This window comes from Streptomyces sp. NPDC055632 (assembly GCF_053618675.1).
On the sequence record NZ_JBSHHY010000006.1, the window covers coordinates 167,239 to 193,796 of the forward strand.

The window sequence follows — 26,558 nt, forward strand, 5'->3', positions numbered from 1 at the left end:
TCCTCCACACCCCCACCCCACCCGGGAGGAACGCGATGCGCAGAAGAAAGCTGAACCTCGCGGCACTCGCCGCAGCCGCCCTCTTCCTCGTCCCCACCACCTCGGCGTCCGCCGCGCCGGCCGGTGAGGACGCCTCCGCCCTCGCCGCCAAGCGCCTGAACATCACCATGCAGGCCCAGCAGAAGAGCAACTGGTGCTGGGCGGCGGGCGGCAACACCATCGCCACCTGGTTCGGCCGCGGCTACAGCCAGAACCAGTTCTGCAACGCCGCCTTCAACCGTCAGCAGGGCTACGACTGCCCCAACAACCAGGCCACCCTCGGCAACGTCCAGACCGGTCTGAGCTGGGCCGGCGTCCGCCCCGGCTCGTACGTCACCGGCTGGCTGCGCTACCCCACCGTGCAGACCGAGATCAACGCCGACCGGCCGATCGAGACCCGGATCCAGTGGTCGAGCGGCGGCGGGCACATGCACGTGATCTACGGCTACGACGACGCGAGCAGCTGGGTCTACTGGGGCGACCCCTGGCCCTCCAGCGACCGCTACAACTGGGCCTCGCACGCCTGGTACGTCGACAACAACTCCTTCTCCTGGACCCACTCGCTCTACCGGATCGGGGCGTGACCACCGTGATCACCGCGACCACGACACGCGCGCGTGCCACCGCCGCCGGCCTCCTGACCGCCGCCGCCCTCGTCGCCCTCGGCACGTTCCCCGCGTCCGCCGCCGAGAGCCTGCCGTCCGCTCCCACCCCCGAGCGGGCCGCCTCCGCGCCGCAGACCCTGGAGACCCTGTCCCGGTTCTTCGCCCGGGACGGGAAGGGAGCCGGGGCGGCCGCCGCGGACGCCGCCCGCCCGGCGGGCGCCCCGCGGATCGAGGGCGCCTCCGTCCCCGTCCGGATCCTCTCCCCGGACTTCGTCGCCGGGAAGGCCGGGGCCCCGGTCGCCCGCGTCGAGTTCCGCGCGAGCCGGGCCGTCGCCCCGGACGGGCAGAAGGCCTCCCTGTGGACGGTCCGGGGGGCCGACGGCTGGCGGGTGGTGAACATCGCCACCGGCGACGACGAGATCCGGTACGCGGAGCAGGGCGGGCGCCTGCTGCCCGGCGGCCTCGTCTTCCGCGAGCCCCAGATCGACGCCTGGTACGTCCACAAGGGCGCGAAGGTGCTCCCGCTGGACGAGGACGCGGTGCGGGCCGTCGGGAAGAACGGGACGAGCCTCGCCGCGTACCGCGAGCGGGTCGCACGGGCGTACGGCGACAAGCTCCCCGGCTCCGCCTACGCGAAGAAGGGCGCGGCGGGCGGGTACGGGCCGCAGGAGGCCGTGGCACAAGCGGCTGCCGCGCCCCAGGCGGCCCCGGCGCCCCGTACGGACGCCTCCGGGGAGGCCGCCGCCACCGTGGCCGGCGTCGGCGCCGCCCTGGGCCTCGCCCTGGCGGCCACGGCCGCGATACGCCGCCGCCGGGCGGCCGGGAGCGGCCCGGCGGCCTGATCCGGCCCCGCTCGGGCCTGATCCGGCCCCGCTCAGGCCCGTCCCGGCCCCGCTCAAGCCCGTCCCGGTCCCGACCGGGGCGGGCCCCGTGCGGGCGGGTCCCCGCCCCGTCCGCACGGGGCCGGACGCACGTGCGCGCCCGGCCGGAGTGTCGGTCCCCGCCAGTAGGGTGGGGACCATGGCAGACCCCTCCAGCTACCGCCCCAAGCCGGGTCAGATCCCCGACTCCCCGGGGGTCTACAAGTTCCGCGACGAGCACCGCCGGGTGATCTACGTGGGCAAGGCGAAGTCCCTGCGCCAGCGCCTCGCCAACTACTTCCAGCCGCTCACGAGCCTGCACCCGCGCACGGCCACCATGGTGACCACGGCCGCCTCCGTGGAGTGGACCGTGGTGTCCACCGAGGTCGAGGCGCTCCAGCTGGAGTACTCCTGGATCAAGGAGTTCGACCCCCGGTTCAACGTCAAGTACCGGGACGACAAGAGCTACCCGTACCTCGCCGTGACCATGAACGAGGAGTTCCCCCGCGTCCAGGTCATGCGCGGCCACAAGAAGAAGGGCGTGCGCTACTTCGGGCCGTACGCGCACGCGTGGGCGATCCGCGAGACCGTCGACCTCATGCTGCGGGTCTTCCCCGTCCGCACCTGTTCGGCGGGCGTCTTCCGGAACGCCGCCTCGGCCGGCCGGCCCTGCCTCCTCGGCTACATCGGCAAGTGCTCGGCGCCCTGCGTCGGCCGGGTCACCCCCGAGGAGCACCGCGAACTCGCCGAGGAGTTCAGCGACTTCATGGCCGGCCGCACCGGCACGTACATCCGCCGGCTCGAAAAGCGGATGACGATCGCGGCCGAGGACATGGAGTACGAGAGGGCCGCCCGGCTCCGCGACGACATCGCGGCCCTGCGCCGGGCCATGGAGAAGAACGCGGTCGTCCTCGCCGACGCCACCGACGCCGACCTGATCGCCCTCGCCGAGGACGAGCTGGAGGCCGCCGTGCAGATCTTCCACGTGCGCGGCGGACGCGTCCGCGGCCAGCGCGGCTGGGTCACCGACAAGGTCGAGGCCGTCGACACCGCCGGGCTCGTCGAGCACGCCCTCCAGCAGCTGTACGGCGAGGAGAGCGGCGAGACGGTCCCCAAGGAGGTCCTGGTCCCGGCGCTCCCCGAGGACGCCGAGGCCGTCTCCGCCTGGCTCTCCGGCCGCCGCGGCTCCCTCGTCTCGCTGCGGGTGCCCCAGCGCGGCGACAAGAAGGACCTGATGGAGACCGTCGCGCGCAACGCCCAGCAGGCGCTCGTGCTCCACAAGACCAAGCGGGCCAGCGACCTCACCACCCGCTCCCGGGCCCTGGAGGAGATCGCCGAGGCCCTGGACCTGGACTCGGCGCCGCTGCGGATCGAGTGCTTCGACATCTCGCACCTCCAGGGCGAGGACGTCGTCGCCTCCATGGTCGTCTTCGAGGACGGACTGCCCCGCAAGAGCGAGTACCGCCGCTTCCAGATCAAGGGCTTCGAGGGGCAGGACGACGTCCGCTCCATGCACGAGGTGATCGGCCGCCGCTTCAAGCGCTACCTCGCCGAGAAGGAGAGGACGGGGGAGTGGGGGGACGGCGAGGTCCCGGCCGAGGACCCCGAGGACGACGGGCGGCCCAAGCGGTTCGCGTACCCGCCGCAGCTCGTCGTGGTCGACGGCGGACAGCCCCAGGTCGCCGCCGCGCAGCGCGCCCTCGACGAGCTCGGCATCGACGACATCGCGGTCTGCGGCCTCGCCAAGCGCCTGGAGGAGGTCTGGCTGCCCGGCGACGACGATCCCGTGGTGCTGCCCCGCTCCAGCGAAGGCCTGTACCTTCTCCAGCGGGTGCGTGACACGGCTCACGACTTCGCCATCCGCTACCAGCGGTCCAAGCGGACGAAACGCATCAGGACCGGGCCCCTCGACGCCGTCCCCGGCCTCGGGGAGACCCGGAAGCAGACCCTGATCAAGCACTTCGGCTCGGTGAAGCGGCTCCGGCAGGCGACAATCGAGCAGATCTGCGAGGTCCCCGGCATGGGCCGGAAGACCGCGGAGGCGGTCGTCGCGGCCCTGGCCGGGGCGGCTCCCGGCGCCCCCGCCGTGAACACGGCGACAGGGGAGATCATGGAGGACGACACGGCTCCCGCACAGGCGGCCCCGGCCGCCCCCGCCGTGAACACGGCGACAGGGGAGATCATGGAGGACGACGCGGACGTCACGGCACGGCCGCGCGCGCACGGCACGACGAGCACCACCGAGAAGACGGAGCAGGACACGTGAGTACGGGCACCAAGGAGATCCCCGGCGACAGCGGCGCCGAGGCGGCCATTCCCGAGCTGGTGATCATCTCCGGCATGTCCGGGGCCGGCCGGTCCACCGCGGCGAAGTGTCTGGAGGACCTCGGCTGGTTCGTCGTGGACAACCTGCCGCCCGCGCTGATCCCCACCATGGTGGAGCTCGGCGCCCGCTCCCAGGGCAACGTCGCCCGGATCGCCGTCGTCGTGGACGTCCGCGGCCGGCAGTTCTTCGACAACCTGCGGGAGTCCCTCGCCGACCTGGACGCCAAGCAGGTCACCCGCCGGATCGTCTTCCTGGAGTCCTCCGACGAGGCCCTCGTCCGGCGCTTCGAGTCGGTCCGCAGGCCCCACCCGCTCCAGGGCGACGGCCGCATCACCGACGGCATCGCCGCCGAGCGCGACCTGCTGCGCGAGCTGCGCGGCGACGCCGACCTCGTGATCGACACCTCCAGCCTCAACGTCCACGAGCTGCGCGCCAAGATGGACGCCCAGTTCGCCGGCGACGAGGAGCCCGAGCTGCGGGCCACCGTGATGTCCTTCGGCTTCAAGTACGGCCTGCCCGTCGACGCCGACCTCGTCGTGGACATGCGCTTCCTGCCGAACCCGCACTGGGTCCCCGAGCTGCGCCCCTTCACCGGCCTCAACGAGGAGGTGTCGAACTACGTCTACAACCAGCCCGGCGCCAAGGAGTTCCTGGACCGCTACACCGAGCTGCTCCAGCTGATCGCCGCGGGCTACCGCCGCGAGGGCAAGCGGTACGTGACGATCGCCGTCGGCTGCACGGGCGGCAAGCACCGCTCGGTGGCCACCGCCGAGCGCCTCGCCGCCCGCCTCGCCGCCGAAGGGGTCGAGACCGTCGTCGTGCACCGGGACATGGGGCGAGAGTGAAGCCGTACCGTCGGCGTGCCTCCACCCTCACGGTGCGGCGCACGCTCCGCAGACGCGGCACCCAGCCCAAGGTCGTCGCGCTGGGCGGGGGCATGGGCCTCTCGGCCTCCCTCGCCGCGCTCCGCCGGATCACCGGCGACCTCACCGCCGTCGTCACCGTCGCCGACGACGGCGGCTCCAGCGGCCGGCTCCGGGAGGAGCTGGGCGTGCTGCCCCCCGGCGACCTGCGGAAGGCGCTCGCCGCGCTCTGCGGCGACGACGACTGGGGCCAGACCTGGGCCCGGGTCATCCAGCACCGCTTCCAGTCCAAGGGCGAGATCAACGGACACGCCGTCGGCAACCTGCTGATCGTCGCCCTCTGGGAGCAGCTCGGCGACCCCGTGCAGGCCCTGGACCTGGTCGGCCTGCTGCTCGGCGCCCAGGGCCGGGTGCTGCCCATGTCCGCCGTGCCCCTGGAGCTCCAGGCCCTGGTCAAGGGCCACGACCCGGAGCGGCCGGACGACGTGGACACCGTGTGCGGCCAGGCGACCGTGGCGCTCACCCCCGGCGAGGTGCAGTCCGTGCACCTCGTGCCGAACGACCCGCCGGCCGTCCCCGAGGCGGTCGCCGCCGTCCTGGACGCCGACTGGGTCGTCCTGGGCCCCGGCTCCTGGTTCTCCTCGGTGATCCCGCACCTCCTGGTCCCCGACCTCCTCGACGCACTGGTCGAGAGCAAGGCCCGGAAGGTGCTCTCCCTGAACCTCGCGCCGCAGCCCGGAGAAACCGACGGCTTCTCCCCGCAGCGTCATTTGGAGGTTTTGGGCCGACACGCCCCTAAACTCGCCCTGGACGTGGTGCTGGCCGACGAGGCCGCCGTGCCCGACCGCGACTCCCTCGCCGACGCCGCCAAGCGGTTCGGCGCCGCGGTCGAGCTGGCGCCGGTGGCCCGGCCCGACGGCTCCGCGAAGCACGACCCGGAGCTGCTGGCCGCCGCGTACGACCGTATTTTTCGGATGCATGGAAGGATCGGCCCATGGCGATGACGGCAGCGGTGAAGGACGAGATCTCCCGGCTTCCCGTCACCCGGACCTGCTGCAGGAAGGCAGAGGTCTCGTCGATCCTGCGGTTCGCGGGCGGGCTGCACCTGGTGAGCGGCCGCATCGTGATCGAGGCGGAGCTCGACACCGCGATGGCGGCCCGCCGCCTCAAGCGGGACATCCTGGAGATCTTCGGGCACAGCTCCGAGCTGATCGTGATGGCCCCCGGCGGGCTGCGGCGCGGCTCGCGCTTCGTGGTGCGGGTGGTGGCCGGAGGCGACCAGCTCGCCCGCCAGACGGGTCTGGTGGACGGCCGGGGCCGCCCCATCCGGGGCCTCCCCCCGCAGGTGGTCTCCGGCGCGACCTGTGACGCGGAGGCCGCCTGGCGCGGGGCCTTCCTCGCGCACGGCTCGCTGACCGAGCCCGGCCGGTCCTCCTCCCTGGAGGTCACCTGCCCGGGCCCCGAGGCCGCCCTCGCCCTGGTCGGCGCCGCCCGCCGGCTCTCCATCGCGGCGAAGGCCCGCGAGGTGCGGGGCGTGGACCGGGTCGTCGTCCGCGACGGCGACGCGATCGGCGCCCTGCTGACCCGGCTCGGCGCGCACGAGTCGGTGCTCGCCTGGGAGGAGCGGCGGATGCGGCGCGAGGTCCGCGCCACCGCCAACCGCCTGGCCAACTTCGACGACGCCAACCTGCGCCGCTCGGCCCGCGCCGCGGTCGCCGCCGGGGCCCGGGTGCAGCGCGCCCTGGAGATCCTCGGCGAGGAGGTGCCCGAGCACCTCGCCGCCGCCGGCCGGCTCCGCATGGAGCACAAGCAGGCCTCCCTGGAGGAGCTGGGCGCGCTCGCCGACCCGCCGCTGACCAAGGACGCGGTGGCCGGCCGGATCCGCCGGCTGCTCGCCATGGCGGACAAGCGGGCGCAGGACCTGGGCATCCCCGGGACCGAGTCCAATCTGACCGAGGAGCTGGACGACAGCCTGGTCGGCTGAGGCCGGACCGCTCTTCGGCCCCTGGTCGATTTCCGGTCAACTCTTCGCTGCCGGTGCGTTTCTGACGCACCGGCAGTTCTTTTTCCCGTGTGCGCGACGCGCCGGGAGGCACCCTTGACGCCCCTCCGGGCGCCCATGAGTCTGTCGTCTGTTCACCCGAGAGACCTGCTCCACCCGAGAGACCTGCTCCACCCGCGAGATCTGTTCACCTTCGAGACGGACGACACCAAGGGGAGCCCATGAGACGCAGAGCGGGATCGATCCTCGCCGCGGCTTCACTGCTGATCGCCGGAGTGGCGGCGGCACCCGTCGCCGGAGCGCGGCCCGACGACCGGAACGCCGACGCCCTCTCCGTATGGCACGCCGAGGTCACCCAGGAGCAGGTTCCGCTCCTCCTCGAAGCCGGCGCCGACGCCCACGAGCTGACCGAGCGGGTGCCCGCGAAGGGCAGCGCCACGGTCGAGCTCTTCCTCACCGGCGCCCAGGCCGGACAGCTCCGCGGCCAGGGCGTCGAGCTCGCCGAGCACGCCCTGTCGGACGGGGCCGAGAAGCGGGTCACCGCCGCCGGCGACGGCGTCTTCCGCCCGTACGGCGGCCCCACCGGCCTCAAGCAGGAGATCCTGGACACCGCCCGGACCCATCCCGGGCTCACCAAGGTCGTCTCGATCGGCAAGACCCTCAAGGGCCAGGACATCCTCGCCCTCAAGATCAGCAAGGGTGCCCAGCGGGCCGAGGACGGCTCCAGGCCCGCCACGCTCTACATGTCCAACCAGCACGCGCGCGAGTGGATCACCCCCGAGATGACCCGGCGGCTGATGCACCACTACCTCGACGGCTACGGCAAGGACGAGCGGATCACCCGGATCGTCGACACCACCGAGCTGTGGTTCGTCCTCTCCGCCAACCCGGACGGCTACGACCACACCCACGCCGACCCCGCCAACCGCCAGTGGCGCAAGAACCTCCGCGACAACGACGGCGACGGCAGGATCGCCCCCGGCGACGGCGTCGACCTCAACCGCAACTTCGCCTACAAGTGGGGCTACGACAACGAGGGCTCGTCCCCCGACCCGGCCGACGAGACCTTCCGCGGCAAGGGCCCCATGTCGGAGCCCGAGACCAGGGCGATCGACGCCTTCCAGAAGCGCATCGGCTTCGCGTACGGCATCAACTACCACTCCGCCGCCCAGCTGCTGCTGTACGGCGTCGGCTGGCAGGTCGCCACCGACACCCCCGACGACGTGGCCCTCAAGGCCCTCGCGGGCACCCCGGAGAACTCCGCCGTGCCCGGCTACCGGCCGCAGGTCTCCTCCGAGCTGTACACCACCAACGGCGAGGCCGACGGACACGCCGCCAACGTCAACGGCATGCAGATGTTCACCCCGGAAATGTCCACCTGCGCCACCGCCTCCCGGGTCGACCCGAACGACGCCTGGAACCCGGCCGACTGCGCCTCCGTCTTCACCTTCCCGGACGACGAGAAGCTGATCCGGGCCGAGTTCGCCAAGAACGTGCCCTTCGCGCTCGCCGTCGCCGAGTCCTCCGCCCACCCGGACCGCCCCGTCTCCCCGGTCGGCGCCGACGCCCCCGACTTCACCCCGAAGGCCTTCGCCACCTCCTACGCCCGCGGCGGGGAGCAGGAGGTCGCCGTCACCGCCCGCAAGTCGCTGCGCGGCAAGACGCTCGAATACCGGATCAACGGCGGCCGCGTCCACCGCGAGGAGCTCCGCGCCTGGAAGGGCGGCGAGACCTACGGCGGCGAGGACAACCTCTACTTCGACGAGTACCGCGCCGAGGTCGAGGGCGCCCGGCCCGGCGACTCCGTCGAAGTCCGGTTCACCGCCCGCACCCGCGAGGGCCGGACCACCGCCTCCGCCCCCTTCACCTACCGGGTGGCCGAACGGGCCCGCGGCGACGTCCTCGTCCTCGCCGACGAGGGCGGCACCACCGCCGGACGCCACACCGCCGCCTACGTGAAGGCGCTCGCCGGCGGCGGACGGAAGGCGGCCGTCTGGGACGTCGCCGTCCAGGGCGCTCCGGATGCCCTCGGCGTCCTCTCCCACTTCGACGCCGTCGTCTGGTACACCGGCGCCGAACGCCCCTCCGGGGCCGCGGAGCTCGCCGTCCGCTCCTACCTCAACGAGGGCGGCAAGCTGGTCAACGCGGGCGAGAAGTCCGGCGGACTCACCCGGGTCGGCCTCGCCGAGACCAACGACTTCGCCCAGTACTACCTCGGCGCCCACCACCGCGCCGGCCTCAAGGGCCCGTCCGCCTTCGCCGGAGAGGGCGCCTTCGGAGGCGTACGGGCGGGCCTCGGCGCCGCCGCCGGGAACCCGCTGGACGACGCGGGCGCGTACACCGTCACCTCCGACACCCTGAAGCCGAAGGACTTCCCGCAGTTCGCGAGCAGCGCCGCCGCCGGCGACTACCCGGGCGTCCGCACCCCCTTCGAGCCCGCCGAGGGCACGACCTTCGCGGCGGTGAAGCACGCCGACGACACCTGGGCCCGGCTCGCCAGGACCGTCGACCTCACCGGCGTCCCGGCGGGCGCGAAGCCCCGCCTGGACTTCCAGGTCAGCCACGACACCGAGCCCGGCTACGACAACCTCGTCGTCGAGGCCCACACCGCCGGACAGGACGACTGGACCACCCTGCCCGACACCAACGGCGGCACCTCCGCCGAGCCCCCGGCCGACTGCGGCGAGGGCTACTACGTCCGCGGCCACCCCTTCCTCGCCCACTACCTCACCGTCGGCGAGGACGGCTGCGCCGCCACCGGGACCACCGGCTCCTGGAACGCCTTCACCGGCCCCTCCAACGGCTGGCGGCAGGCCTCCGTCGACCTGAGCGCCTGGGCGGGCAAGAAGGTCGAGCTCTCCCTCTCGTACGTCTCCGACCCCGGTACGGGCGAGACGGGCGCCTTCGTCGACGACGTCCGGCTCGTCACCGGGACCACCACCGAGGCCGAGGGCTTCGAGACCTCCCTCGGCGCCTGGTCCACCCCCGGCGCCCCGGCCGGCAGCCCCGGCAACGGCTCCGACTGGACGCGCTCCGGCGCGCTCTTCCACTCCCGGGCGGCGGTCACCACCCGGGACACCGTCCTCCTCGGCTTCGGCCTGGAGCACGTGCCCGGCACGGCGGAGCGGGCGCGGCTCCTGGGCCGCGCCCTCAAGTCCCTCCACCGCTGAGAGGAGCACCCCGACCGTTTAACGGAGAGTAGTCGGGACAAACGTCCCAAGGCGGCTCTTACCCGCTGGTAGGTACGGGCCGCCGACCGTTTTCCCTCACTTTCCGAGCTCGCGCGGATGCGGCCGATGTCACTCCGGCGGCCCCGGGGAGGTAGGGTCGTAAGCGGTCGGGGACATCCCAAAAACAAAAATCTCGCCGGCGTCGAACACACCGGCGTACCTAACGAGGAGATCGGTTCGTGACGATCCGCGTAGGCATCAACGGCTTTGGCCGCATCGGCCGGAACTACTTCCGCGCGCTCCTTGAGCAGGGTGCCGACATCGAGATCGTGGCTGTCAACGACCTGGGTGACACCGCGACCACGGCCCACCTGCTGAAGTACGACACCATCCTGGGACGCCTCAAGGCCGAGGTCACCCACACCGAGGACACCATCACCGTCGACGGCCACACCATCAAGGTGCTGTCCGAGCGCGACCCGGCCGACCTCCCCTGGGGCGAGCTCGGCGTCGACATCGTCATCGAGTCGACCGGCATCTTCACCAAGAAGGCCGACGCCGAGAAGCACCTCGCGGGCGGCGCCAAGAAGGTCCTCATCTCGGCTCCGGCCAAGGACGAGGACATCACCATCGTGATGGGCGTCAACCAGGACAAGTACGACCCGGCGCGGCACGACGTCATCTCGAACGCCTCCTGCACCACCAACTGCGTGGCGCCGATGGCGAAGGTCCTCGACGAGAACTTCGGCATCGTCAAGGGCCTGATGACCACGGTCCACGCGTACACCAACGACCAGCGGATCCTGGACTTCCCGCACAAGGACCTGCGCCGCGCCCGCGCCGCCGCGGAGAACATCATCCCGACCACGACCGGTGCCGCCAAGGCCACCGCCCTGGTCCTCCCGCAGCTCAAGGGCAAGCTCGACGGCATCGCCATGCGCGTCCCGGTCCCGACCGGCTCCGCCACCGACCTGGTCGTCACCCTGGACCGCGAGGTCACCAGGGACGAGGTCAACGCCGCGTTCAAGAAGGCCGCCGACGACGGCGACCTCAAGGGCTTCCTCTTCTACACCGAGGACCCGATCGTCTCCTCCGACATCGTGGGCGACCCGGCGTCCTGCACCTTCGACGCCTCCCTGACGATGGTCCAGGACGGCAACTCGGTCAAGATCCTCGGCTGGTACGACAACGAGTGGGGCTACTCCAACCGTCTCGTCGACCTCACCGTCTTCGTCGGCGGCCAGCTCTGAGCTTCAGAGCGGGTTCTCGACGGTGAGCAGGGCTCGGGCAGCGCAACGCCGCGCTGTACGAGCCCTGTTCGTGTGCTCCACCGCGTACCAAGGAGTCAGTTAACAGATGAAGACGATCGACGAGCTTCTCCACGAGGGCGTCGAAGGCAAGCGGGTGTTCGTCCGCGCCGACCTCAACGTGCCGCTCGACGGCACCACCATCACCGACGACGGACGCATCCGCGCCGTCGTCCCCACGGTCGAGGCGCTCGCCGACGCCGGCGCCCGCGTCGTGGTCGCCTCGCACCTGGGCCGCCCCAAGGGCGCCCCGGACCCGGCGTTCTCGCTCGCCCCGGCCGCCGCCCGCCTCGGCGAACTGCTCGGCGCCGACGTGGCGTTCGCGACCGACACGGTCGGCGACTCCGCCACCGGGACCGTCGCGGGCCTGGGCAACGGCCAGGTCGCCGTCCTGGAGAACCTCCGCTTCAACCCCGGCGAGACCTCCAAGGACGACGCCGAGCGCGGCGCCTTCGCGGACCGCCTCGCCGCCCTCGCCGACCTCTACGTCGGCGACGGCTTCGGTGCCGTGCACCGCAAGCACGCCTCGGTCTACGACCTCCCGGCGCGCCTCCCGCACGCCGCCGGCTACCTCATCGCCACCGAGGTCGGCGTCCTGAGGAAGCTGACGGACGACGTCGAGCGGCCGTACGTGGTCGCCCTCGGCGGCGCCAAGGTCTCCGACAAGCTCGGCGTGATCGACCACCTCCTGGAGAAGGCCGACCGCATCCTCATCGGCGGCGGCATGGCGTACACCTTCCTCAAGGCCCAGGGCCACGAGGTCGGCATCTCGCTGCTCCAGGAGGACCAGGTCCCGGCGGTCCAGGAGTACCTGGTGCGGGCGAAGGAGCGCGGCGTGGAGTTCGTGCTCCCCGTCGACGTCCTGGTCTCGTCCGAGTTCCCGGACCTGAAGACCAAGGCCCCCGCGAACCCCACCACGGTCGCCGCGGACGCCATCCCGGCGGACGAGGAGGGCCTCGACATCGGCCCCGAGACCCGTAAGCTCTACGCCTCGAAGCTCGCCGACGCGGCCACCGTCTTCTGGAACGGGCCGATGGGCGTCTTCGAGCACCCCGACTACGCCGAGGGCACCAAGGCCGTCGCCCAGGCGCTCGTCGACTCCCCGGCCTTCACCGTGGTCGGCGGCGGCGACTCCGCCGCCGCGGTCCGCATCCTGGGCTTCGACGAGAACGCGTTCGGACACATCTCGACCGGCGGCGGCGCCTCCCTCGAATACCTCGAGGGCAAGACGCTTCCCGGCCTCGCCGCACTGGAGGACTGACCCCCTTATGACCACCCGCACCCCGCTGATGGCGGGCAACTGGAAGATGAACCTCAACCACCTGGAGGCCATCGCCCACGTCCAGAAGCTCGCCTTCGCCCTCACCGACAAGGACTACGACGCGGTCGAGGTCGCCGTCCTGGTCCCCTTCACCGACCTGCGGTCCGTCCAGACCCTGGTCGACGGCGACAAGCTCAAGATCGAGTACGGCGCCCAGGACATCTCGGCGCACGACTCCGGTGCCTACACCGGCGAGATCTCGGGCTTGATGCTGGCCAAGCTCAAGGCCGCCTTCGTGGCCGTCGGCCACTCCGAGCGCCGCCAGTACCACGCCGAGGACGACGAGGTCTGCAACGCCAAGGTGAAGGCCGCCTTCAAGCACGGCATCACCCCGATCCTCTGCGTCGGCGAGGGCCTCGACGTCCGCAAGGCCGGCCGGCAGGTCGAGCACACCCTCGCCCAGCTCGACGGCGGCCTGAAGGACGTCCCGGCCGAGCAGGCCGAGACGATCGTGATCGCGTACGAGCCGGTGTGGGCCATCGGCACCGGCGAGGTCGCCACCCCCGAGGACGCCCAGGAGGTCTGCGGGGCGATCCGCGGCCGCCTCGCCGAGCTGTACTCCCAGGAGCTGGCCGACAAGGTCCGCATCCAGTACGGCGGCTCGGTGAAGTCCGGGAACGTCGCCGCGATCATGGCCCAGCCGGACGTCGACGGCGCCCTGGTGGGCGGCGCGGCACTGGACGCCGACGAGTTCGTCAAGATCGTCCGCTTCCGCGACCAGTGAGTATGCGGTAGCGGAGTTACGTCGTACCCTTGCGGGGGTCGGGCAGGCGCCCGGCCCCCGTCCGTATAAGTCCGAGGAAGTTGGTCCAGCCGTGGTTATGGGGTTCTCGATCGCCCTGATCGTCTTCAGCGCGCTGCTGATGCTGCTCGTGCTGATGCACAAGGGGAAGGGTGGCGGCCTCTCCGACATGTTCGGTGGCGGCATGCAGTCCTCCGTCGGCGGCTCCTCGGTCGCCGAGCGCAACCTGGACCGCATCACCATCGTGGTCGGTCTGCTCTGGTTCGCCTGCATTGTGGTGCTCGGTCTGCTGATGAAGTTGGACGGGTAACTCCAATCACTGGACGCGCGTTGGGCCTTACGTAGACTGGGGCATCTTCGAGCACCATCACGCAGGGAGTTACGACCGTGGCAAGTGGCAACGCGATCCGGGGAAGCCGGGTCGGAGCGGGGCCGATGGGCGAGGCCGAGCGGGGCGAGTCGGCGCCGCGCCTCCGCATCTCCTTCTGGTGCTCGAACGGGCACGAGACACAGCCGAGCTTCGCCAGCGACGCACAGGTCCCGGAGACCTGGGACTGCCCGCGCTGCGGCTTCCCGGCCGGCCAGGACCGGGACAACCCGCCGGACCCGCCGCGCACGGAGCCGTACAAGACCCATCTCGCGTACGTGCGCGAGCGGCGCAGCGACGCGGACGGCGAGGCGATCCTCGCCGAGGCCCTCGCCAAGCTCCGCGGCGAGATCTGAGCAGGGCGTGACGGTGTGACGAACGGGCCCGGCCCGCGAACTCGATTCGCGGGCCGGGCCCGTTCGCCGTGCCGTACGCGGCCGACGCCGCCACCTACGTCCTGGCCGCGCTCCTCATCGCCTCGCCGCGGACCGGGGCGCCCGAGCGGCCGCCCCGCCCCGCCGGATCCACCCTCCGCGCCGAGACGGCCGAGGGGATCGCCGCCCTGCGCGCCGACCGGACCCTGCGGTGGCTCTGCGCCACCACCCTCTGCGACATCGGCATGGGCGCACTCATCGCCACCCTCGTCGTCCACGTCACCGACGGCCTGCGCGCGGGCCCCGGCGGATGCGCGGCCACGCTCACCGCCTACGCGGCCGGCGGCGTCGCGGGCGGACCCGCGCGGTGCTGCTCGCCGGGGCCGTCCAGACCGGCTGCCTGGTCCCGATGGGGACGGTGCCCCTCCTCCGGGCGCCCTCCTCGGCGGCGCCGCGGCCGCCGAACGGGGACCGCACGCGCCCGTCCTCGTCGCGGCGGCGCTGTTCGCGCTCGCCGTCGCGTCACCGGCCCCTCTGATCAATTAGGTTGGAGGGGCAGCGGGGCAGAAACGCACAAGAAGAAGAGGGCGATGTCCGAGATGACTGGCGAAGGACGTACGAGGCTCAACCGGCTGCCCGAGTGGGCGGCCCTCGGCAAGCACCGCGAGCAGCTGGGCGAGCCCCATCTGCGCGAGCTGTTCGCCGCCGACCCGACGCGCGGCACCGACCTCACCCTGAGGGTCGGCGACCTCTACCTGGACTACTCCAAGCACCTCGTCACCGACGAGACGCTGACGCTGCTGCGGGAACTGGCCGCCGCCACCGGCGTGGCCGAGCTGCGCGACGCCATGTTCCGCGGCGAGAAGATCAACACCACCGAGGACCGGGCGGTCCTCCACACCGCACTGCGCGCCCCCCGCGACGCCGTGATCGAGGTCGACGGGGAGAACGTCGTCCCCGGCGTCCACGCCGTCCTCGACCGGATGGGCGCCTTCGCCGACAAGGTCCGCGCGGGCGAGTGGACCGGCCACACCGGCAAGCCGATCAAGAACGTCGTCAACATCGGCATCGGCGGCTCCGACCTCGGCCCCGCCATGGCCCACGAGGTCCTGCGCGCCTACACCCGGCGGGACCTGACGCTCCGTTTCGTCTCCAACGTCGACGGCGCCGACCTCCACGAGGCCGTCCACGACCTCGACCCCGCCGAGACGCTGTTCGTCGTGGCGTCCAAGACCTTCACCACCATCGAGACCATCACCAACGCCACCTCCGCCCGCGACTGGCTCCTGGCCGGCCTCGGCGCCGGCCAGGAGGCCGTGGCCAAGCACTTCGTCGCCCTCTCGACCAACGCCGAGAAGGTCGAGGAGTTCGGCATCGACACCGCCAACATGTTCGAGTTCTGGGACTGGGTCGGCGGCCGCTACTCCTACGACTCCGCCATCGGCCTCTCCCTGATGATCGCCATCGGCCCGGAGCGCTTCCGCGAGATGCTCGACGGCTTCCACCTCGTCGACGAGCACTTCCGCACCGCCCCGCCCGAGGAGAACGCACCGCTCCTCCTCGGCCTCCTCGGCGTCTGGTACGGCAACTTCTTCGACGCCCAGTCGCACGCCGTCCTGCCGTACTCCCACTACCTGTCGAAGTTCACCGCCTACCTCCAGCAGCTCGACATGGAGTCCAACGGCAAGTCGGTGGACCGCGAGGGGAACCGGGTCGACTGGCAGACCGGACCCGTGGTCTGGGGCACCCCCGGCACCAACGGCCAGCACGCGTACTACCAGTTGATCCACCAGGGCACCAAGCTGATCCCGGCCGACTTCATCGGCTTCGCCCGGCCCGTCGACGACCTGGAGCCCGGCCTCGTCGCCCAGCACGACCTGCTCATGGCCAACTTCTTCGCCCAGACGCAGGCGCTGGCCTTCGGCAAGACGCCCGAGGAGGTACGGGCCGAGGGCGTCCCCGAGGAACTCGTCCCGCACAAGACCTTCCGGGGCGACCACCCCACCACCACGATCCTCGCCGACGCGCTCACCCCGTCCGTCCTCGGACAGCTGGTCGCGCTCTACGAGCACAAGGTCTTCGTCCAGGGCGCGATCTGGAACATCGACTCCTTCGACCAGTGGGGCGTCGAGCTCGGCAAGGTGCTCGCCAAGCGGATCGAACCGGTCCTGACGACCGGGGAGGGCGCGGAGGAGCTCGACGGCTCCACCGCAGGCCTGGTCGCCGTCTACCGCTCGCTGCGCGGACGGTAGAAGCGTGCGGGGGGAGAACGCGGTGCGGCTGAGGCCGCCGAGGAACGCCGTGGACGGGCGGGCCGTCACCTGGTGGCGGACCCAGCTCCTGGTGACCACCGCCCTACCGGTGGCGGTCCTCGCCGTCCTCGGCGCGCTGATCGGCCCCGCCAGGACCTGGCTGCTCGTCGCGGCCGGTGTCGTGGCGGCCGCCGGCCTGGCCTGCACCGCGTTCCTCCCCGCCTGGTGGTTCCGGGTGCACCGCTGGGAGGTCACCGACGAGGCCGTCTACGTGCGCACCGGGGCCCTCTGGCAGGAGTGGCGGATCGCCCCGATGTCCCGGATCCAGACCGTCGACACCTCGCGCGGGCCCCTGGAGCAGTACTTCCGGCTCGCCACCGTCACCGTGACCACGGCCTCCTCCGAGGGCGCGGTCCGGATCGAGGGCCTGGATCACGAACGGGCCGCCGACCTGGCCGAACGGCTGACCGCCGTCACCCAGGCCACGCCCGGGGACGCCACGTGAACGAGCCGGCCCCCGAGGCACCCGAGGAGGAGCGGCGGCGACTCGACGCGCCGGAAGGGGAACGGCAGCGGTCCGACACGTCGGGGGCGGAACGGCAGCGGTCCGACACGTCGGAGGCGGAACGGCAAAGGCCCGACGCGCCGGAAGGAGAGCCGCACCGCCTCGACGCGCCGGAGGCGGAGTGGCGGCGGCTCGATCCGCGCACCCTGTTCGCCACCGCCGCCGTCCTGTGCGGGGTGGCCGGCGGCGCCGGACTCCCCGTCGCCCTCGGCCTGGCCGGCTCCCGGCCCCTCTGGCAGGCCCTCGCCTGGGTCCTCGCCGGCGCCCTGCTCCTGGTCGTCGGCGGCACCGGCGCCGACTCCGTCCGCCTGCGCCGCACCCGCTACCGCGTCGGCCCCGAGCGGGTCGACCTCCACACCGGCCTGCTCCACCTCAAGCGCCGGTCCCTGGCCCGCGAGCGCATCCGCAGCGTCGACCTCACCGCCAACCCCCTCCAGCGCGTCCTCGGCCTGGTCAAGGTCCGCATCGGGACCGGCGAGCACAGCGGCGGCGACGCCGCCCTCGAACTCGAACTGGTCGCCCGCGCCGAGGGCGAGCGGCTCCGCCGCGCACTCCTCACCCGCGCCACCGGATCCGGCGACCCCCGCCACGACGGCGCCCTCGCCGCCCTCGATCCGCGCTGGATCCGCTACGCCCCCGTCTCCTTCGTCGCCCCCGCCCTCGGCGGCGCCGCCGCCGGAGCGGTCATGCAGGTCAGCGAGTGGTTCGGCGCCCAGGGCGAGGTCATCGACTGGATAGGGGAGCGCTTCGACTCCGTCGCCATCCCCTGGATGATCCTCTGGCTGGTGCTCGTCGCCCTCGCCGTCGGGGCCGTCGGCGCCCTCGGCCTCTGGGTCGAGATGTGGTGGAACTACCGCCTGGAGCGCGAGCCCGGCGGCACCCTGCGCGTCGCCCGGGGCCTCCTCACCGCCCGCTCGGTCTCCATCGAGGAGCGGCGGCTGCGCGGCGTGGAGCTCGTCGAACCGCTCGGCGTGCGCCTCTTCGGCGCGGCCCGCGTCGACGCCGTCGCCACCGGCCTGGCGGAGAAGGACGAGGACAAGCACGGCGACCTCAAGAACCTGGTGCCGGCCGTCCCCCGGCCGTTCGCCGACCGGGTCGCCGCCCAGGTCCTGCGCGAGCCCGAACCCCCCACCGGGGCACCGCTCGCCGCCCACCCCCGGGCCGCCCGGAACCGGCGGATCCGCTGGGCCCTGTGGAGCGCCCTGACCCCCGCCGCGCTCCTCGCCGTCCTCGGCCTCCTGCTCACCCCGGTCCTGCTGTACGTGGCGGCCGGCTGGACCGTCGTCCTCACCCCGCTCGCCCTGCTCCTCGCCCTCGACGCCCACCGGAACCTCGGACACGGCGTCAGCGGGGCTTATCTGGTCACCCGTTCGGGTACGGTCCGGCGGGCCACGGTCGCCCTCCAGCGCTCCGGCGTCATCGGCTGGACCGTCAAGCAGTCGTACTTCCAGCGCCGCGCCGGCCTCCTCACCCTGGCCGCCACGACGGCGGCCGGATCGGGCGCGTACGAGATCCTCGACGCCGGCCGGAGCCAGGGCCTGAGCTTCGCCGCCGAGGCCGTACCGGGTCTCCTCGCGCCCTTCCTGGAGCCCGCGGACACCCCGGAGACGCCGGAGGCCCGGTCCACCGAGGGGTGAACCGGGCCTCCGATCGACGCCGATCGGGGAGGATCAGGCCGTGGCCGGCGGATACAGGCTCCGCGGCAGCTCCGAGGCCGCCGCCGAGTCGAGCAGCCACAGCGTGCGCGCGCGTCCGCGGGCGCCGGCCGCCGGGGCCTGCACCTCGCCCGCGCCGGACAGCGCGATCGCCGCCGCCTTCGCCTTGTCCTCACCGGCCGCGAGCAGCCAGACCTCCTGCGCCGCCCGGATCGCCGGGAGCGTCAGCGAGATCCGGACCGGCGGCGGCTTCGGCGCGCCGCGCACCCCGACCACCGTCCGCTCGGTCTCGCGCACGGCGGGCAGCTCGGGGAAGAGCGAGGCCACGTGCGTGTCCGGGCCGACGCCCAGCATCAGCACGTCGAACCCCGGCACGCCGCCGCCCGCGGCGGTAGCCGCTGATCGATGCGGGCCGGAACCGGCCGCGGCGGCCAGCTCCTCCGCATAGGCAGCGGCGGCGGCCTCGACGTCGTCGCCGTACGGCCCGTCGGAGGCCGGCATGGCGTGCACCCGCGCGGGGTCCAGCGGCACCCGGTCGAGCAGCGCCTCGCGGGCCTGGGTGACGTTCCGCTCCGGGTCCCCGTCGGGCAGGTACCGCTCGTCGCCCCACCACAGGTCGAGCCGCGACCAGTCGACCGCGTCCCGCGCGGGCGCCGAGCCGAGCGCCGCGAGCAGCCCGTTGCCGTTGCGTCCGCCGGTCAGCACCACCGAGGCGGAGCCCCGGGAGGCCTGGGCGTCCACGATCCGGGTGATCAGCCGGGCGGCGGCCGCCTGCGCCATCAGCTCCTTGTCGCGGTGGACGACGAGCTGCGGGGCGCTCACTTGGCCGCCGCCTTCCTGGCCGGGGCCTTCTTCGCCGCGGACCTGGCGGCGGAGGCGCCCTTCGCCCCGGCGGAGGCACCGGGAGCGGTCTCGGAAGCCGTTTCGGAGGCACCCTCGGAAGCCGCCTCGGAGGTCTCTGTCTCCACGGAGACCTCGACCTCCTCCTCCGGCTCGGGCGCGGTGACCGCCGCCCGCTCGTCGAGCCGCCCGACGCCGAACTTCAGCGCCGCCGCGTAGGTGTCGTCCGGGTCGAGCCGGCGCAGCTCCTCCGCGATCAGCTCGGCCGTGTCGCGGCGCTTGAGCGCCACCCCGCGGTCCGGCTGCCCCTCGATGGAGAGCGTGGCGAGCGAGCCGTCCGGCCGGTCGAGCACGATCGGCCCGCAGTCGGTCTCCAGGCGTACGGAGGTGAGGCCGGGCCCCGCCGACTTCGAGCGCCGCACCGGCACCTTCAGCCGGTCCGCCACCCACATCGCGAGCAGTTCCACGCTCGGGTTGAACTCCTCGCCCTCCACCTCGGCGGCGCTGACCTCGCACGCGACCTGGTCGAGCGCGGCGGCCAGCATCGAACGCCACGGGGTGATCCGGGTCCAGGACAGGTCCGTGTCGCCCGGGGTGTAGGTGTCCGCCCGCGCCGTCAGCTCCTCGATGGGCTGCTCGGAGGCGTACGTGTCGGTCACCCGGCGCTGGGCGAGCGCGCCCAGCGGGTCCTTCGCCGGGTCGGTCGGCGCGTCCACCGGCCACCAGACGACGACCGGGGCGTCGGGGAGCAGCAGCGGCAGCACCACCGACTGGGCGTGGTCGACGACCTCGCCGTACAGCCGGAGCACCACCGTTTCGCCGGCGCTGGCGTCGGCGCCGAGGCGGACCTCGGCGTCGAGCCGCGCCTTGGCGCGGTCCCGCGGCGAGCGCGAGACCCTCTTGATGACGACGAGGGTCCGCGAGGGGTGCTCGCGGGACGCCTCGTTGGCCGCCTTCAGCGCGTCGTAGGCGTTCTCCTCGTCGGTGACGATGACGAGGGTGAGCACCATGCCGACGGCCGGCGCGCCGATCGCCCGCCGCCCGAGCACCAGCGCCTTGTTGATCTTGGAGGACGTGGTGTCCGTCAGGTCGGTCTTCATGGCCGGCGCCAGCTCCTGCCGTCTCGTGCGAGCATCTCGTCCGCCTCGACCGGACCCCAGGTCCCGGACTGGTACTGCGCGGGCGTGCCGTGCTCGTCCCAGAACCTCTCGATCGGGTCGAGGATCTTCCAGGACAGCTCGACCTCCTCCACGCGCGGGAAGAGGTTCGAGTCGCCGAGCAGGACGTCGAGGATGAGGCGCTCGTACGCCTCCGGGCTGGACTCGGTGAAGGACTCGCCGTACGCGAAGTCCATCGACACGTCCCGGATCTCCATCTGGGTGCCGGGCACCTTGGAGCCGAACCGCACCGTCACGCCCTCGTCCGGCTGCACCCGGATGACGATGGCGTTGCGGCCGAGCTCCTCGGTCGCGGTGTGGTCGAAGGGGGAGTGCGGGGCGCGCTGGAAGACGACCGCGATCTCGGTGACGCGGCGGCCCAGGCGCTTGCCGGTGCGCAGGTAGAAGGGGACGCCCGCCCAGCGGCGGTTGTCGATCTCCAGCTTCACGGCCGCGTAGGTGTCGGTCTTCGACTTCGGGTCGATGCCGTCTTCCTGGAGGTAGCCGACGGCCTTCTCGCCGCCCTGCCACCCGGCCGCGTACTGGCCGCGGACCGTGGAGGCGCCCAGGTCCCTGGGCACCTTCACCGCGCCGAGGACCTTGGTCTTCTCGGCGGCCAGCGCGTCGGCGTCGAAGGAGGCGGGCTCCTCCATCGCGGTCAGCGCGAGCAGCTGGAGCAGGTGGTTCTGGATGACGTCACGGGCGGCGCCGATGCCGTCGTAGTAGCCGGCGCGGCCGCCGATGCCGATGTCCTCGGCCATGGTGATCTGCACGTGGTCGACGTACGACCGGTTCCAGATCGGCTCGAAGAGGGTGTTGGCGAAGCGGAGCGCCAGGATGTTCTGGACGGTCTCCTTGCCGAGGTAGTGGTCGATCCGGAAGACCTCGTGCGGCGGGAAGACCTCGTGGACGACCTCGTTGAGCTCCTTGGCGGAGGACAGGTCGTGCCCGAAGGGCTTCTCGATGACCGCGCGGCGCCAGGAGCCGTCCTTCTGGTCGGCGAGCCCGTGCTTCTTGAGCTGCTGGACGACCTTGGGGAAGAACTTCGGCGGGACCGACAGGTAGAAGGCGAAGTTGCCGCCGGTGCCCTGGGCCTTGTCGAGCTCCTCGACGGTGGTCTTCAGCTGCTCGAAGGCCTCGTCGTCGTCGAAGTCGCCCTGGACGAACCGCATGCCCTGGATGAGCTGCTGCCACACCTCCTCGCGGAAGGGGGTGCGCGCGTGCTGCTTGACGGCCTCGTAGACCTCCTGTGCGAAGTCCTCGTCCTGCCACTCGCGCCGGGCGAAGCCGACGAGCGAGAAGCCCGGCGGCAGCAGGCCGCGGTTGGCCAGGTCGTAGACGGCGGGCATCAGCTTCTTTCGGGACAAATCGCCCGTGACGCCGAAGATCACCAGACCCGACGGCCCCGCGATGCGCGGGAGCCGTCGGTCTGCGGCGTCACGGAGCGGGTTGGCTCCGTGTGCTGCGCTCAAGGTGTTACGCCTCCGAAGGTGCGAGGCGCTTCAGCTCCGCCTCGGTGGACTTGAGCAGGTCGTTCCAGGACGCCTCGAACTTCTCGACGCCCTCGTCCTCCAGGAGCTGGACGACCTCGTCGTAGCCGATGCCCAGCTTCGCGACGGCCTCCAGGACCGCGCGGGAGTCGTCGTACGTGCCCCGGATGGTGTCGCCGGTGACCTCGCCGTGGTCGGCGGTGGCCTCCAGGGTGGCCTCGGGCATGGTGTTGACCGTGCCGGGGGCGACCAGGTCCACCACGTACAGGGTGTCCTTGTACGCCGGGTCCTTCACGCCGGTCGAGGCCCACAGCGGGCGCTGCTTGTTGGCGTGCGCCTTGTCGAGGGCCTCCCAGCGCTCGCCGGAGAAGACCTCCTCGTACGCCTCGTAGGCCAGACGGGCGTTGGCGAGGGCGGCCTTGCCCTTGAGGGCCTTGGCCTCGTCGGTGCCGATGCCGTCCAGGCGCTTGTCGATCTCCGTGTCCACGCGGGAGACGAAGAAGGAGGCCACCGAGTGGATCTCGGAGAGGTCCAGGCCGCGCTCGCGGGCCTTCTCCAGACCCGCCAGGTAGGCGTCCATGACCGCGCGGTAGCGCTCCAGGGAGAAGATCAGCGTCACGTTGACGCTGATCCCGAGGCCGATGACCTCGGTGATCGCCGGCAGACCCGCCTCGGTGGCCGGGATCTTGATCAGCGTGTTGGGGCGGTCCACCAGCCAGGCGAGCTGCTTGGCCTCGGCGACCGTGGCCTTGGTGTCGTGCGCGAGGCGGGGGTCGACCTCGATGGAGACCCGGCCGTCCTGGCCGTCGGTCGCGTCGAAGACCGGCCGCAGGATGTCGGCGGCGTCGCGGACGTCCGCCGTCGTGATCATCCGGATCGCCTCCTCGACCGTCACCCGGCGGGCGGCGAGGTCGGAGACCTGCTGGTCGTAGCCGTGGCCCTCGGAGATCGCCTTCTGGAAGATCGACGGGTTGGTGGTGACCCCGACCACGTGGCTCTGGTCGAGCAGCTCCGCCAGGTTGCCGGAGGTGATCCGCTGGCGCGAGAGGTCGTCCAGCCAGATCGCGACGCCTTCGTCGGAGAGGCGCTTGAGTGCGTCTGTCATGAGAGTTGCATCTCCAATTAAGTCGTACGTATCGGGGTCAGCGCGCGGCTGCGTCGATCGATTCCCGCGCGGCGGCGACGACCGCCTCGGGCGTGAAGCCGAACTCGCGGAAGAGGACCTTCGCGTCCGCCGAGGCGCCGAAGTGCTCCAGGGAGACGATCCGGCCGGCGTCACCGACGTACTTGTGCCAGGTCAGGCCGATGCCGGCCTCGACCGCGACCCGGGCGCGGACCGACGGCGGCAGGACGGAGTCCTTGTACGCCCGGTCCTGCTCCTCGAACCACTCCACCGACGGCATCGACACCACCCGGGTGGGCGTGCCGGCCGCCTGGAGTTGCTCGCGGGCCTCGACGGCCAGGTGCACCTCGGAGCCGGTCGCGATCAGCACGACCTCCGGCTCGCCGCCTTCGGCGTCGAACAGCACGTAGCCGCCCTTGACCGTGTCCTCGTTCGGCGCGTACGTCGGCACGCCCTGGCGGGTGAGCGCCATACCGTGCGGGGCGCCCTTGCCGTAGACCTTGGTGTGGCGCTGCATGATCTCGCGCCAGGCCAGGGCCGTCTCGTTGGCGTCGGCCGGACGGACCAGGTTCAGGCCCGGGATCGCGCGCAGCGAGGCCAGGTGCTCCACCGGCTGGTGCGTCGGGCCGTCCTCGCCCAGACCGATCGAGTCGTGGGTCCAGACGTAGGTGACCGGCAGGTGCATCAGGGCCGAGAGGCGCACCGCGTTGCGCATGTAGTCGGAGAACACCAGGAAGGTGCCGCCGTAGATGCGCGTGTTGCCGTGCAGCGCGATGCCGTTCATCTCCGCGGCCATCGCGTGCTCGCGGATGCCGAAGTGGATCGTGCGGCCGTACTTGTCGGCCTCCGGCAGCGGGTTGCCCTCGGGCAGGAACGACGAGTCCTTGTCGATCGTCGTGTTGTTCGAGCCGGCGAGGTCGGCCGAGCCGCCCCACAGCTCCGGGACGACCGCGCCGAGCGCCTTGAGGACCTGGCCCGAGGCGGCACGGGTGGCGACGCCCTTGCCCGGCTCGAAGACCGGGAGCTTCTCCGCCCAGCCCGCGGGCAGCTCGTTGGCCTCGATGCGGTCGAACTCCGCCGCGCGCTCCGGATTGGCCGCACGCCACTCCGAGAGCTGCTTCTCCCACTGCGCGCGCGCCTCGCGGCCGCGCTCGCCGAGGGCGCGGGTGTGCCCGATGACCTCGTCGGAGACCTCGAAGGTCTTCTCCGGGTCGAAGCCCAGGACGCGCTTGGTGGCCGCGACCTCCTCGTCGCCGAGCGCCGAGCCGTGGGCGGCCTCGGTGTTCTGCGCGTTCGGCGCGGGCCAGGCGATGATCGAGCGCATCGCGATGAACGACGGGCGCTCGGTCTCGGCCTCGGCGGCCCTGATCGCCGCGTACAGACCGGCCGGGTCCAGGTCGCCGTTCTCCTGCGGCTCGACGCGCTGCACGTGCCAGCCGTACGCCTCGTACCGCTTCAGCGTGTCCTCGGAGACGGCCGTCTCGGTGTCGCCCTCGATCGAGATGTGGTTGTCGTCCCACAGCAGGATCAGGTTGCCGAGCTTCTGGTGGCCGGCCAGCGAGGACGCCTCGGCGGAGATGCCCTCCTGGAGGCAGCCGTCACCGGCGATCGCGTAGATGTGGTGGTCGAACGGCGAGGTGCCGGCCGGGGCCTCCGGGTCGAACAGGCCGCGCTCGAAGCGGGCGGCCATCGCCATGCCCACGGCGTTGGCGACGCCCTGGCCCAACGGGCCCGTGGTGGTCTCGACGGCGGCGGTGTGGCCGTACTCCGGGTGGCCCGGGGTCTTCGAACCCCAGGTGCGGAAGGCCTTCAGGTCGTCCAGTTCGAGACCGAAGCCACCCAGGTAGAGCTGGGTGTAGAGGGTCAGGGACGAGTGGCCTGCGGAGAGGACGAACCGGTCGCGCCCGACCCACTCGGGGTCGGCCGGGTCGTGGCGCATCACCTTCTGGAAGAGGGTGTACGCGACGGGCGCCAGGCTCATGGCCGTACCGGGATGGCCGTTGCCGACCTTCTGTACGGCGTCCGCGGCCAGGACGCGGGCGGTGTCTACGGCCCGCTGGTCCAATTCGGTCCACTCGAGGTCTGTGGTGGTCGGCTTAGTGCTCACCCTGGGTCAGGGCTCCTCTCCACATGTCTGAAGCCGGTGACTGAGGGTGTACCGGCGGTGTCGAGCCTACCCCCGTCGGACGGCCCTCTTTTCGTGCTCATGCCCCTCAAATGAGCGCACATGGCAAGACTGCCGGTGGCCGTGGCACTTCGCCTCCCGAACCGCGTCCACCCCTTGGGACGTACCCCTCCAACACGACCCCACCCCCGCGAAGACCGGCGTCTGGGCAACGTCTAGAGTGGCGTGGTACGCGCAAGCTTCACCCCGCTTTCATCCGGGGAGCTTGCTGGGATTTCTCTGTCAGGGGTGTGCGTGACGGCCGTCGAGTCCCGACCCGCAGGGGTCGTCTTGACTCCCAGCCCGGGGGGCCATCGGCCGTTCGGGGCCCGCGTCAAGGCATTCGTGGCGCTGACCAAGCCGCGGATCATCGAGCTGCTGCTCATCACGACCGTCCCGGTGATGTTCCTCGCCGAGCAGGGCGTGCCGAACCTCTGGCTGGTGCTCGCCACCTGCTTCGGCGGCTACCTGTCGGCGGGCGGCGCGAACGCGCTGAACATGTACATCGACCGCGACATCGACGCCCTGATGGACCGCACGTCGCAGCGTCCGCTGGTCACCGGCATGGTGTCGCCGCGCGAGGGCCTGGTCTTCGGCCTCACCCTCGCGGTGGTCTCCACCCTCTGGTTCGGCCTGCTGGTCAACTGGCTCTCCGCCTGGCTCTCGCTCGGCGCGCTCCTCTTCTACGTGGTCGTCTACACGATGATCCTGAAGCGGCGGACCGCGCAGAACATCGTCTGGGGCGGCATCGCCGGCTGCATGCCCGTGCTCATCGGCTGGTCCTCGGTCACGAACTCGATGTCCTGGGCCGCCGTCATCCTCTTCATGGTCATCTTCTTCTGGACGCCGCCGCACTACTGGCCGCTCTCGATGAAGGTCAAGGAGGACTACGCGCGCGTGGGCGTCCCCATGCTCCCGGTGATCGCCTCCAACAAGGTCGTCGCCAAGCAGATCGTGGCCTACAGCTGGGTCATGGTCGCCGTCTCGCTGCTGCTCACCCCGCTGGGCTACACGGGCTGGTTCTACACCGCCGTGGCCCTGGTCACCGGCGGCTGGTGGCTCTGGGAGGCGCACGGGCTCCTGAACCGCGCCAAGGACGGCGCGACGGGCGCCAAGCTCAAGGAGATGCGGCTCTTCCACTGGTCCATCACCTACGTCTCGCTGCTCTTCGTGGCGGTCGCGGTGGACCCCTTCCTCCGCTGACCTCGTCAGAACCGTTCGGCCGACGGCCCGGGGGCGCGGGGCAAACCCCCCCCCCCCCCCCGCGCCCGGGCTTGTAAACACCCGGTTGCAGCATAGGCAGCGCGAAACAAACGCCGGACCCCACAAAATCGAA

21 protein-coding genes are annotated in these 26,558 nt (G+C 72.0%); 16 read left to right on the forward strand and 5 right to left on the reverse strand.

The window, feature by feature from the left end; translation table 11 throughout:
- Positions 1-35 precede the first annotated feature (35 nt).
- The 15 genes from ACWGSR_RS11460 to ACWGSR_RS11530 all read left to right on the forward strand — a co-directional run bounded on the left by ACWGSR_RS11460 (position 36) and on the right by ACWGSR_RS11530 (position 18,430).
- Positions 36-623 (forward strand): papain-like cysteine protease family protein, encoded by a 588-nt coding sequence (locus tag ACWGSR_RS11460; RefSeq protein WP_453565612.1) that lies wholly within the window; start codon positions 36-38, stop codon positions 621-623.
- Complete coding sequence (locus ACWGSR_RS11465; RefSeq protein ID WP_453565614.1) at positions 620-1,486, forward strand: hypothetical protein; 867 nt, start codon at positions 620-622, stop codon at positions 1,484-1,486. Before ACWGSR_RS11460 ends, ACWGSR_RS11465 begins: the two co-directional genes overlap by 4 nt.
- 178 nt (positions 1,487-1,664) lie before the next feature.
- Entirely contained in the window at positions 1,665-3,770 is a 2,106-nt protein-coding gene (uvrC, locus tag ACWGSR_RS11470) for an excinuclease ABC subunit UvrC (RefSeq protein WP_453565616.1), read from the forward strand.
- The gene (gene rapZ / locus ACWGSR_RS11475) at positions 3,767-4,675 is read left to right on the forward strand and encodes an RNase adapter RapZ (RefSeq protein ID WP_366376715.1); all 909 of its coding nucleotides are present in this window, start codon (positions 3,767-3,769) and stop codon (positions 4,673-4,675) included. Before uvrC ends, rapZ begins: the two co-directional genes overlap by 4 nt.
- Entirely contained in the window at positions 4,672-5,697 is a 1,026-nt protein-coding gene (locus ACWGSR_RS11480) for a gluconeogenesis factor YvcK family protein (RefSeq protein WP_376237374.1), read from the forward strand. Before rapZ ends, ACWGSR_RS11480 begins: the two co-directional genes overlap by 4 nt.
- The gene (gene whiA / locus ACWGSR_RS11485) at positions 5,688-6,677 is read left to right on the forward strand and encodes a DNA-binding protein WhiA (RefSeq protein WP_030205188.1); all 990 of its coding nucleotides are present in this window, start codon (positions 5,688-5,690) and stop codon (positions 6,675-6,677) included. The genes ACWGSR_RS11480 and whiA overlap by 10 nt, the downstream gene beginning before the upstream one ends.
- Before the next feature lie 239 nt (positions 6,678-6,916).
- A complete protein-coding gene (locus ACWGSR_RS11490; protein ID WP_453565620.1) occupies positions 6,917-9,865 on the forward strand; it encodes a M14 family zinc carboxypeptidase in 2,949 nt (982 codons plus the stop codon).
- Positions 9,866-10,104: 239 nt separating this feature from the next.
- The gene (gene gap / locus ACWGSR_RS11495) at positions 10,105-11,115 is read left to right on the forward strand and encodes a type I glyceraldehyde-3-phosphate dehydrogenase (RefSeq protein WP_366376721.1); all 1,011 of its coding nucleotides are present in this window, start codon (positions 10,105-10,107) and stop codon (positions 11,113-11,115) included.
- Positions 11,116-11,221: 106 nt separating this feature from the next.
- Positions 11,222-12,433 (forward strand): phosphoglycerate kinase, encoded by a 1,212-nt coding sequence (locus ACWGSR_RS11500; RefSeq protein WP_453565622.1) that lies wholly within the window; start codon positions 11,222-11,224, stop codon positions 12,431-12,433.
- Between the two features lie 7 nt (positions 12,434-12,440).
- Positions 12,441-13,217, forward strand: a complete 777-nt coding sequence (gene tpiA, locus ACWGSR_RS11505) for a triose-phosphate isomerase (RefSeq protein WP_366376724.1) — start codon at positions 12,441-12,443, stop codon at positions 13,215-13,217.
- Positions 13,218-13,314: 97 nt separating this feature from the next.
- Positions 13,315-13,545: a preprotein translocase subunit SecG gene (gene secG, locus ACWGSR_RS11510; protein WP_309055488.1), complete on the forward strand. Its 231-nt coding sequence runs from the start codon at positions 13,315-13,317 to the stop codon at positions 13,543-13,545.
- Positions 13,546-13,622: 77 nt separating this feature from the next.
- On the forward strand, positions 13,623-13,958 hold the full coding sequence (locus tag ACWGSR_RS11515) for an RNA polymerase-binding protein RbpA (RefSeq protein ID WP_003976875.1): 336 nt from the start codon (positions 13,623-13,625) through the stop codon (positions 13,956-13,958).
- A gap of 608 nt (positions 13,959-14,566) precedes the next feature.
- The gene (gene pgi, locus ACWGSR_RS11520; protein WP_376246430.1) at positions 14,567-16,228 is read left to right on the forward strand and encodes a glucose-6-phosphate isomerase; all 1,662 of its coding nucleotides are present in this window, start codon (positions 14,567-14,569) and stop codon (positions 16,226-16,228) included.
- A gap of 4 nt (positions 16,229-16,232) precedes the next feature.
- Positions 16,233-16,733 (forward strand): PH domain-containing protein, encoded by a 501-nt coding sequence (locus ACWGSR_RS11525; RefSeq protein WP_453565626.1) that lies wholly within the window; start codon positions 16,233-16,235, stop codon positions 16,731-16,733.
- Between the two features lie 206 nt (positions 16,734-16,939).
- Positions 16,940-18,430: a PH domain-containing protein gene (locus ACWGSR_RS11530; RefSeq protein ID WP_453565793.1), complete on the forward strand. Its 1,491-nt coding sequence runs from the start codon at positions 16,940-16,942 to the stop codon at positions 18,428-18,430.
- 33 nt (positions 18,431-18,463) lie between these two features.
- Here the strand turns inward: ACWGSR_RS11530 and pgl are convergent, their stop codons facing one another.
- From pgl to tkt, 5 genes are read right to left on the reverse strand one after another with little or no spacing between them, the layout of a single operon-like run.
- A complete protein-coding gene (gene pgl, locus ACWGSR_RS11535; protein WP_453565628.1) occupies positions 18,464-19,270 on the reverse strand; it encodes a 6-phosphogluconolactonase in 807 nt (268 codons plus the stop codon).
- Positions 19,267-20,388: a glucose-6-phosphate dehydrogenase assembly protein OpcA gene (gene opcA / locus ACWGSR_RS11540; RefSeq protein ID WP_376246422.1), complete on the reverse strand. Its 1,122-nt coding sequence runs from the start codon at positions 20,386-20,388 to the stop codon at positions 19,267-19,269. Before opcA ends, pgl begins: the two co-directional genes overlap by 4 nt.
- The gene (zwf, locus tag ACWGSR_RS11545; RefSeq protein ID WP_376246419.1) at positions 20,385-21,917 is read right to left on the reverse strand and encodes a glucose-6-phosphate dehydrogenase; all 1,533 of its coding nucleotides are present in this window, start codon (positions 21,915-21,917) and stop codon (positions 20,385-20,387) included. Before zwf ends, opcA begins: the two co-directional genes overlap by 4 nt.
- Before the next feature lie 4 nt (positions 21,918-21,921).
- Positions 21,922-23,040, reverse strand: coding sequence for a transaldolase (tal, locus tag ACWGSR_RS11550; protein ID WP_376246417.1), 1,119 nt, complete (start codon positions 23,038-23,040; stop codon positions 21,922-21,924).
- Positions 23,041-23,077: 37 nt separating this feature from the next.
- Positions 23,078-25,165: a transketolase gene (tkt, locus tag ACWGSR_RS11555; protein WP_453565632.1), complete on the reverse strand. Its 2,088-nt coding sequence runs from the start codon at positions 25,163-25,165 to the stop codon at positions 23,078-23,080.
- Positions 25,166-25,477: 312 nt separating this feature from the next.
- Between tkt and ACWGSR_RS11560 the strand changes: the two genes are divergently transcribed.
- A complete protein-coding gene (locus ACWGSR_RS11560) occupies positions 25,478-26,425 on the forward strand; it encodes a heme o synthase (RefSeq protein WP_376246412.1) in 948 nt (315 codons plus the stop codon).
- Positions 26,426-26,558: the final 133 nt, after the last annotated feature.

What these genes read in the sequence shown, in the direction of transcription:
- ACWGSR_RS11490 (WP_453565620.1), top strand. Translation starts at nt 6,917, where the DNA reads ATGAGACGCAGAGCGGGATCGATCCTCGCCGCGGCTTCACTGCTGATC.
- secG (WP_309055488.1), top strand. Translation starts at nt 13,315, where the DNA reads ATGGGGTTCTCGATCGCCCTGATCGTCTTCAGCGCGCTGCTGATGCTG.
- tpiA (WP_366376724.1), top strand. Translation starts at nt 12,441, where the DNA reads ATGACCACCCGCACCCCGCTGATGGCGGGCAACTGGAAGATGAACCTC.
- ACWGSR_RS11500 (WP_453565622.1), top strand. Translation starts at nt 11,222, where the DNA reads ATGAAGACGATCGACGAGCTTCTCCACGAGGGCGTCGAAGGCAAGCGG.
- uvrC (WP_453565616.1), top strand. Translation starts at nt 1,665, where the DNA reads ATGGCAGACCCCTCCAGCTACCGCCCCAAGCCGGGTCAGATCCCCGAC.
- pgi (WP_376246430.1), top strand. Translation starts at nt 14,567, where the DNA reads ATGTCCGAGATGACTGGCGAAGGACGTACGAGGCTCAACCGGCTGCCC.
- ACWGSR_RS11460 (WP_453565612.1), top strand. Translation starts at nt 36, where the DNA reads ATGCGCAGAAGAAAGCTGAACCTCGCGGCACTCGCCGCAGCCGCCCTC.
- whiA (WP_030205188.1), top strand. Translation starts at nt 5,688, where the DNA reads ATGGCGATGACGGCAGCGGTGAAGGACGAGATCTCCCGGCTTCCCGTC.
- opcA (WP_376246422.1), bottom strand. Translation starts at nt 20,388, where the DNA reads ATGAAGACCGACCTGACGGACACCACGTCCTCCAAGATCAACAAGGCG.
- tal (WP_376246417.1), bottom strand. Translation starts at nt 23,040, where the DNA reads ATGACAGACGCACTCAAGCGCCTCTCCGACGAAGGCGTCGCGATCTGG.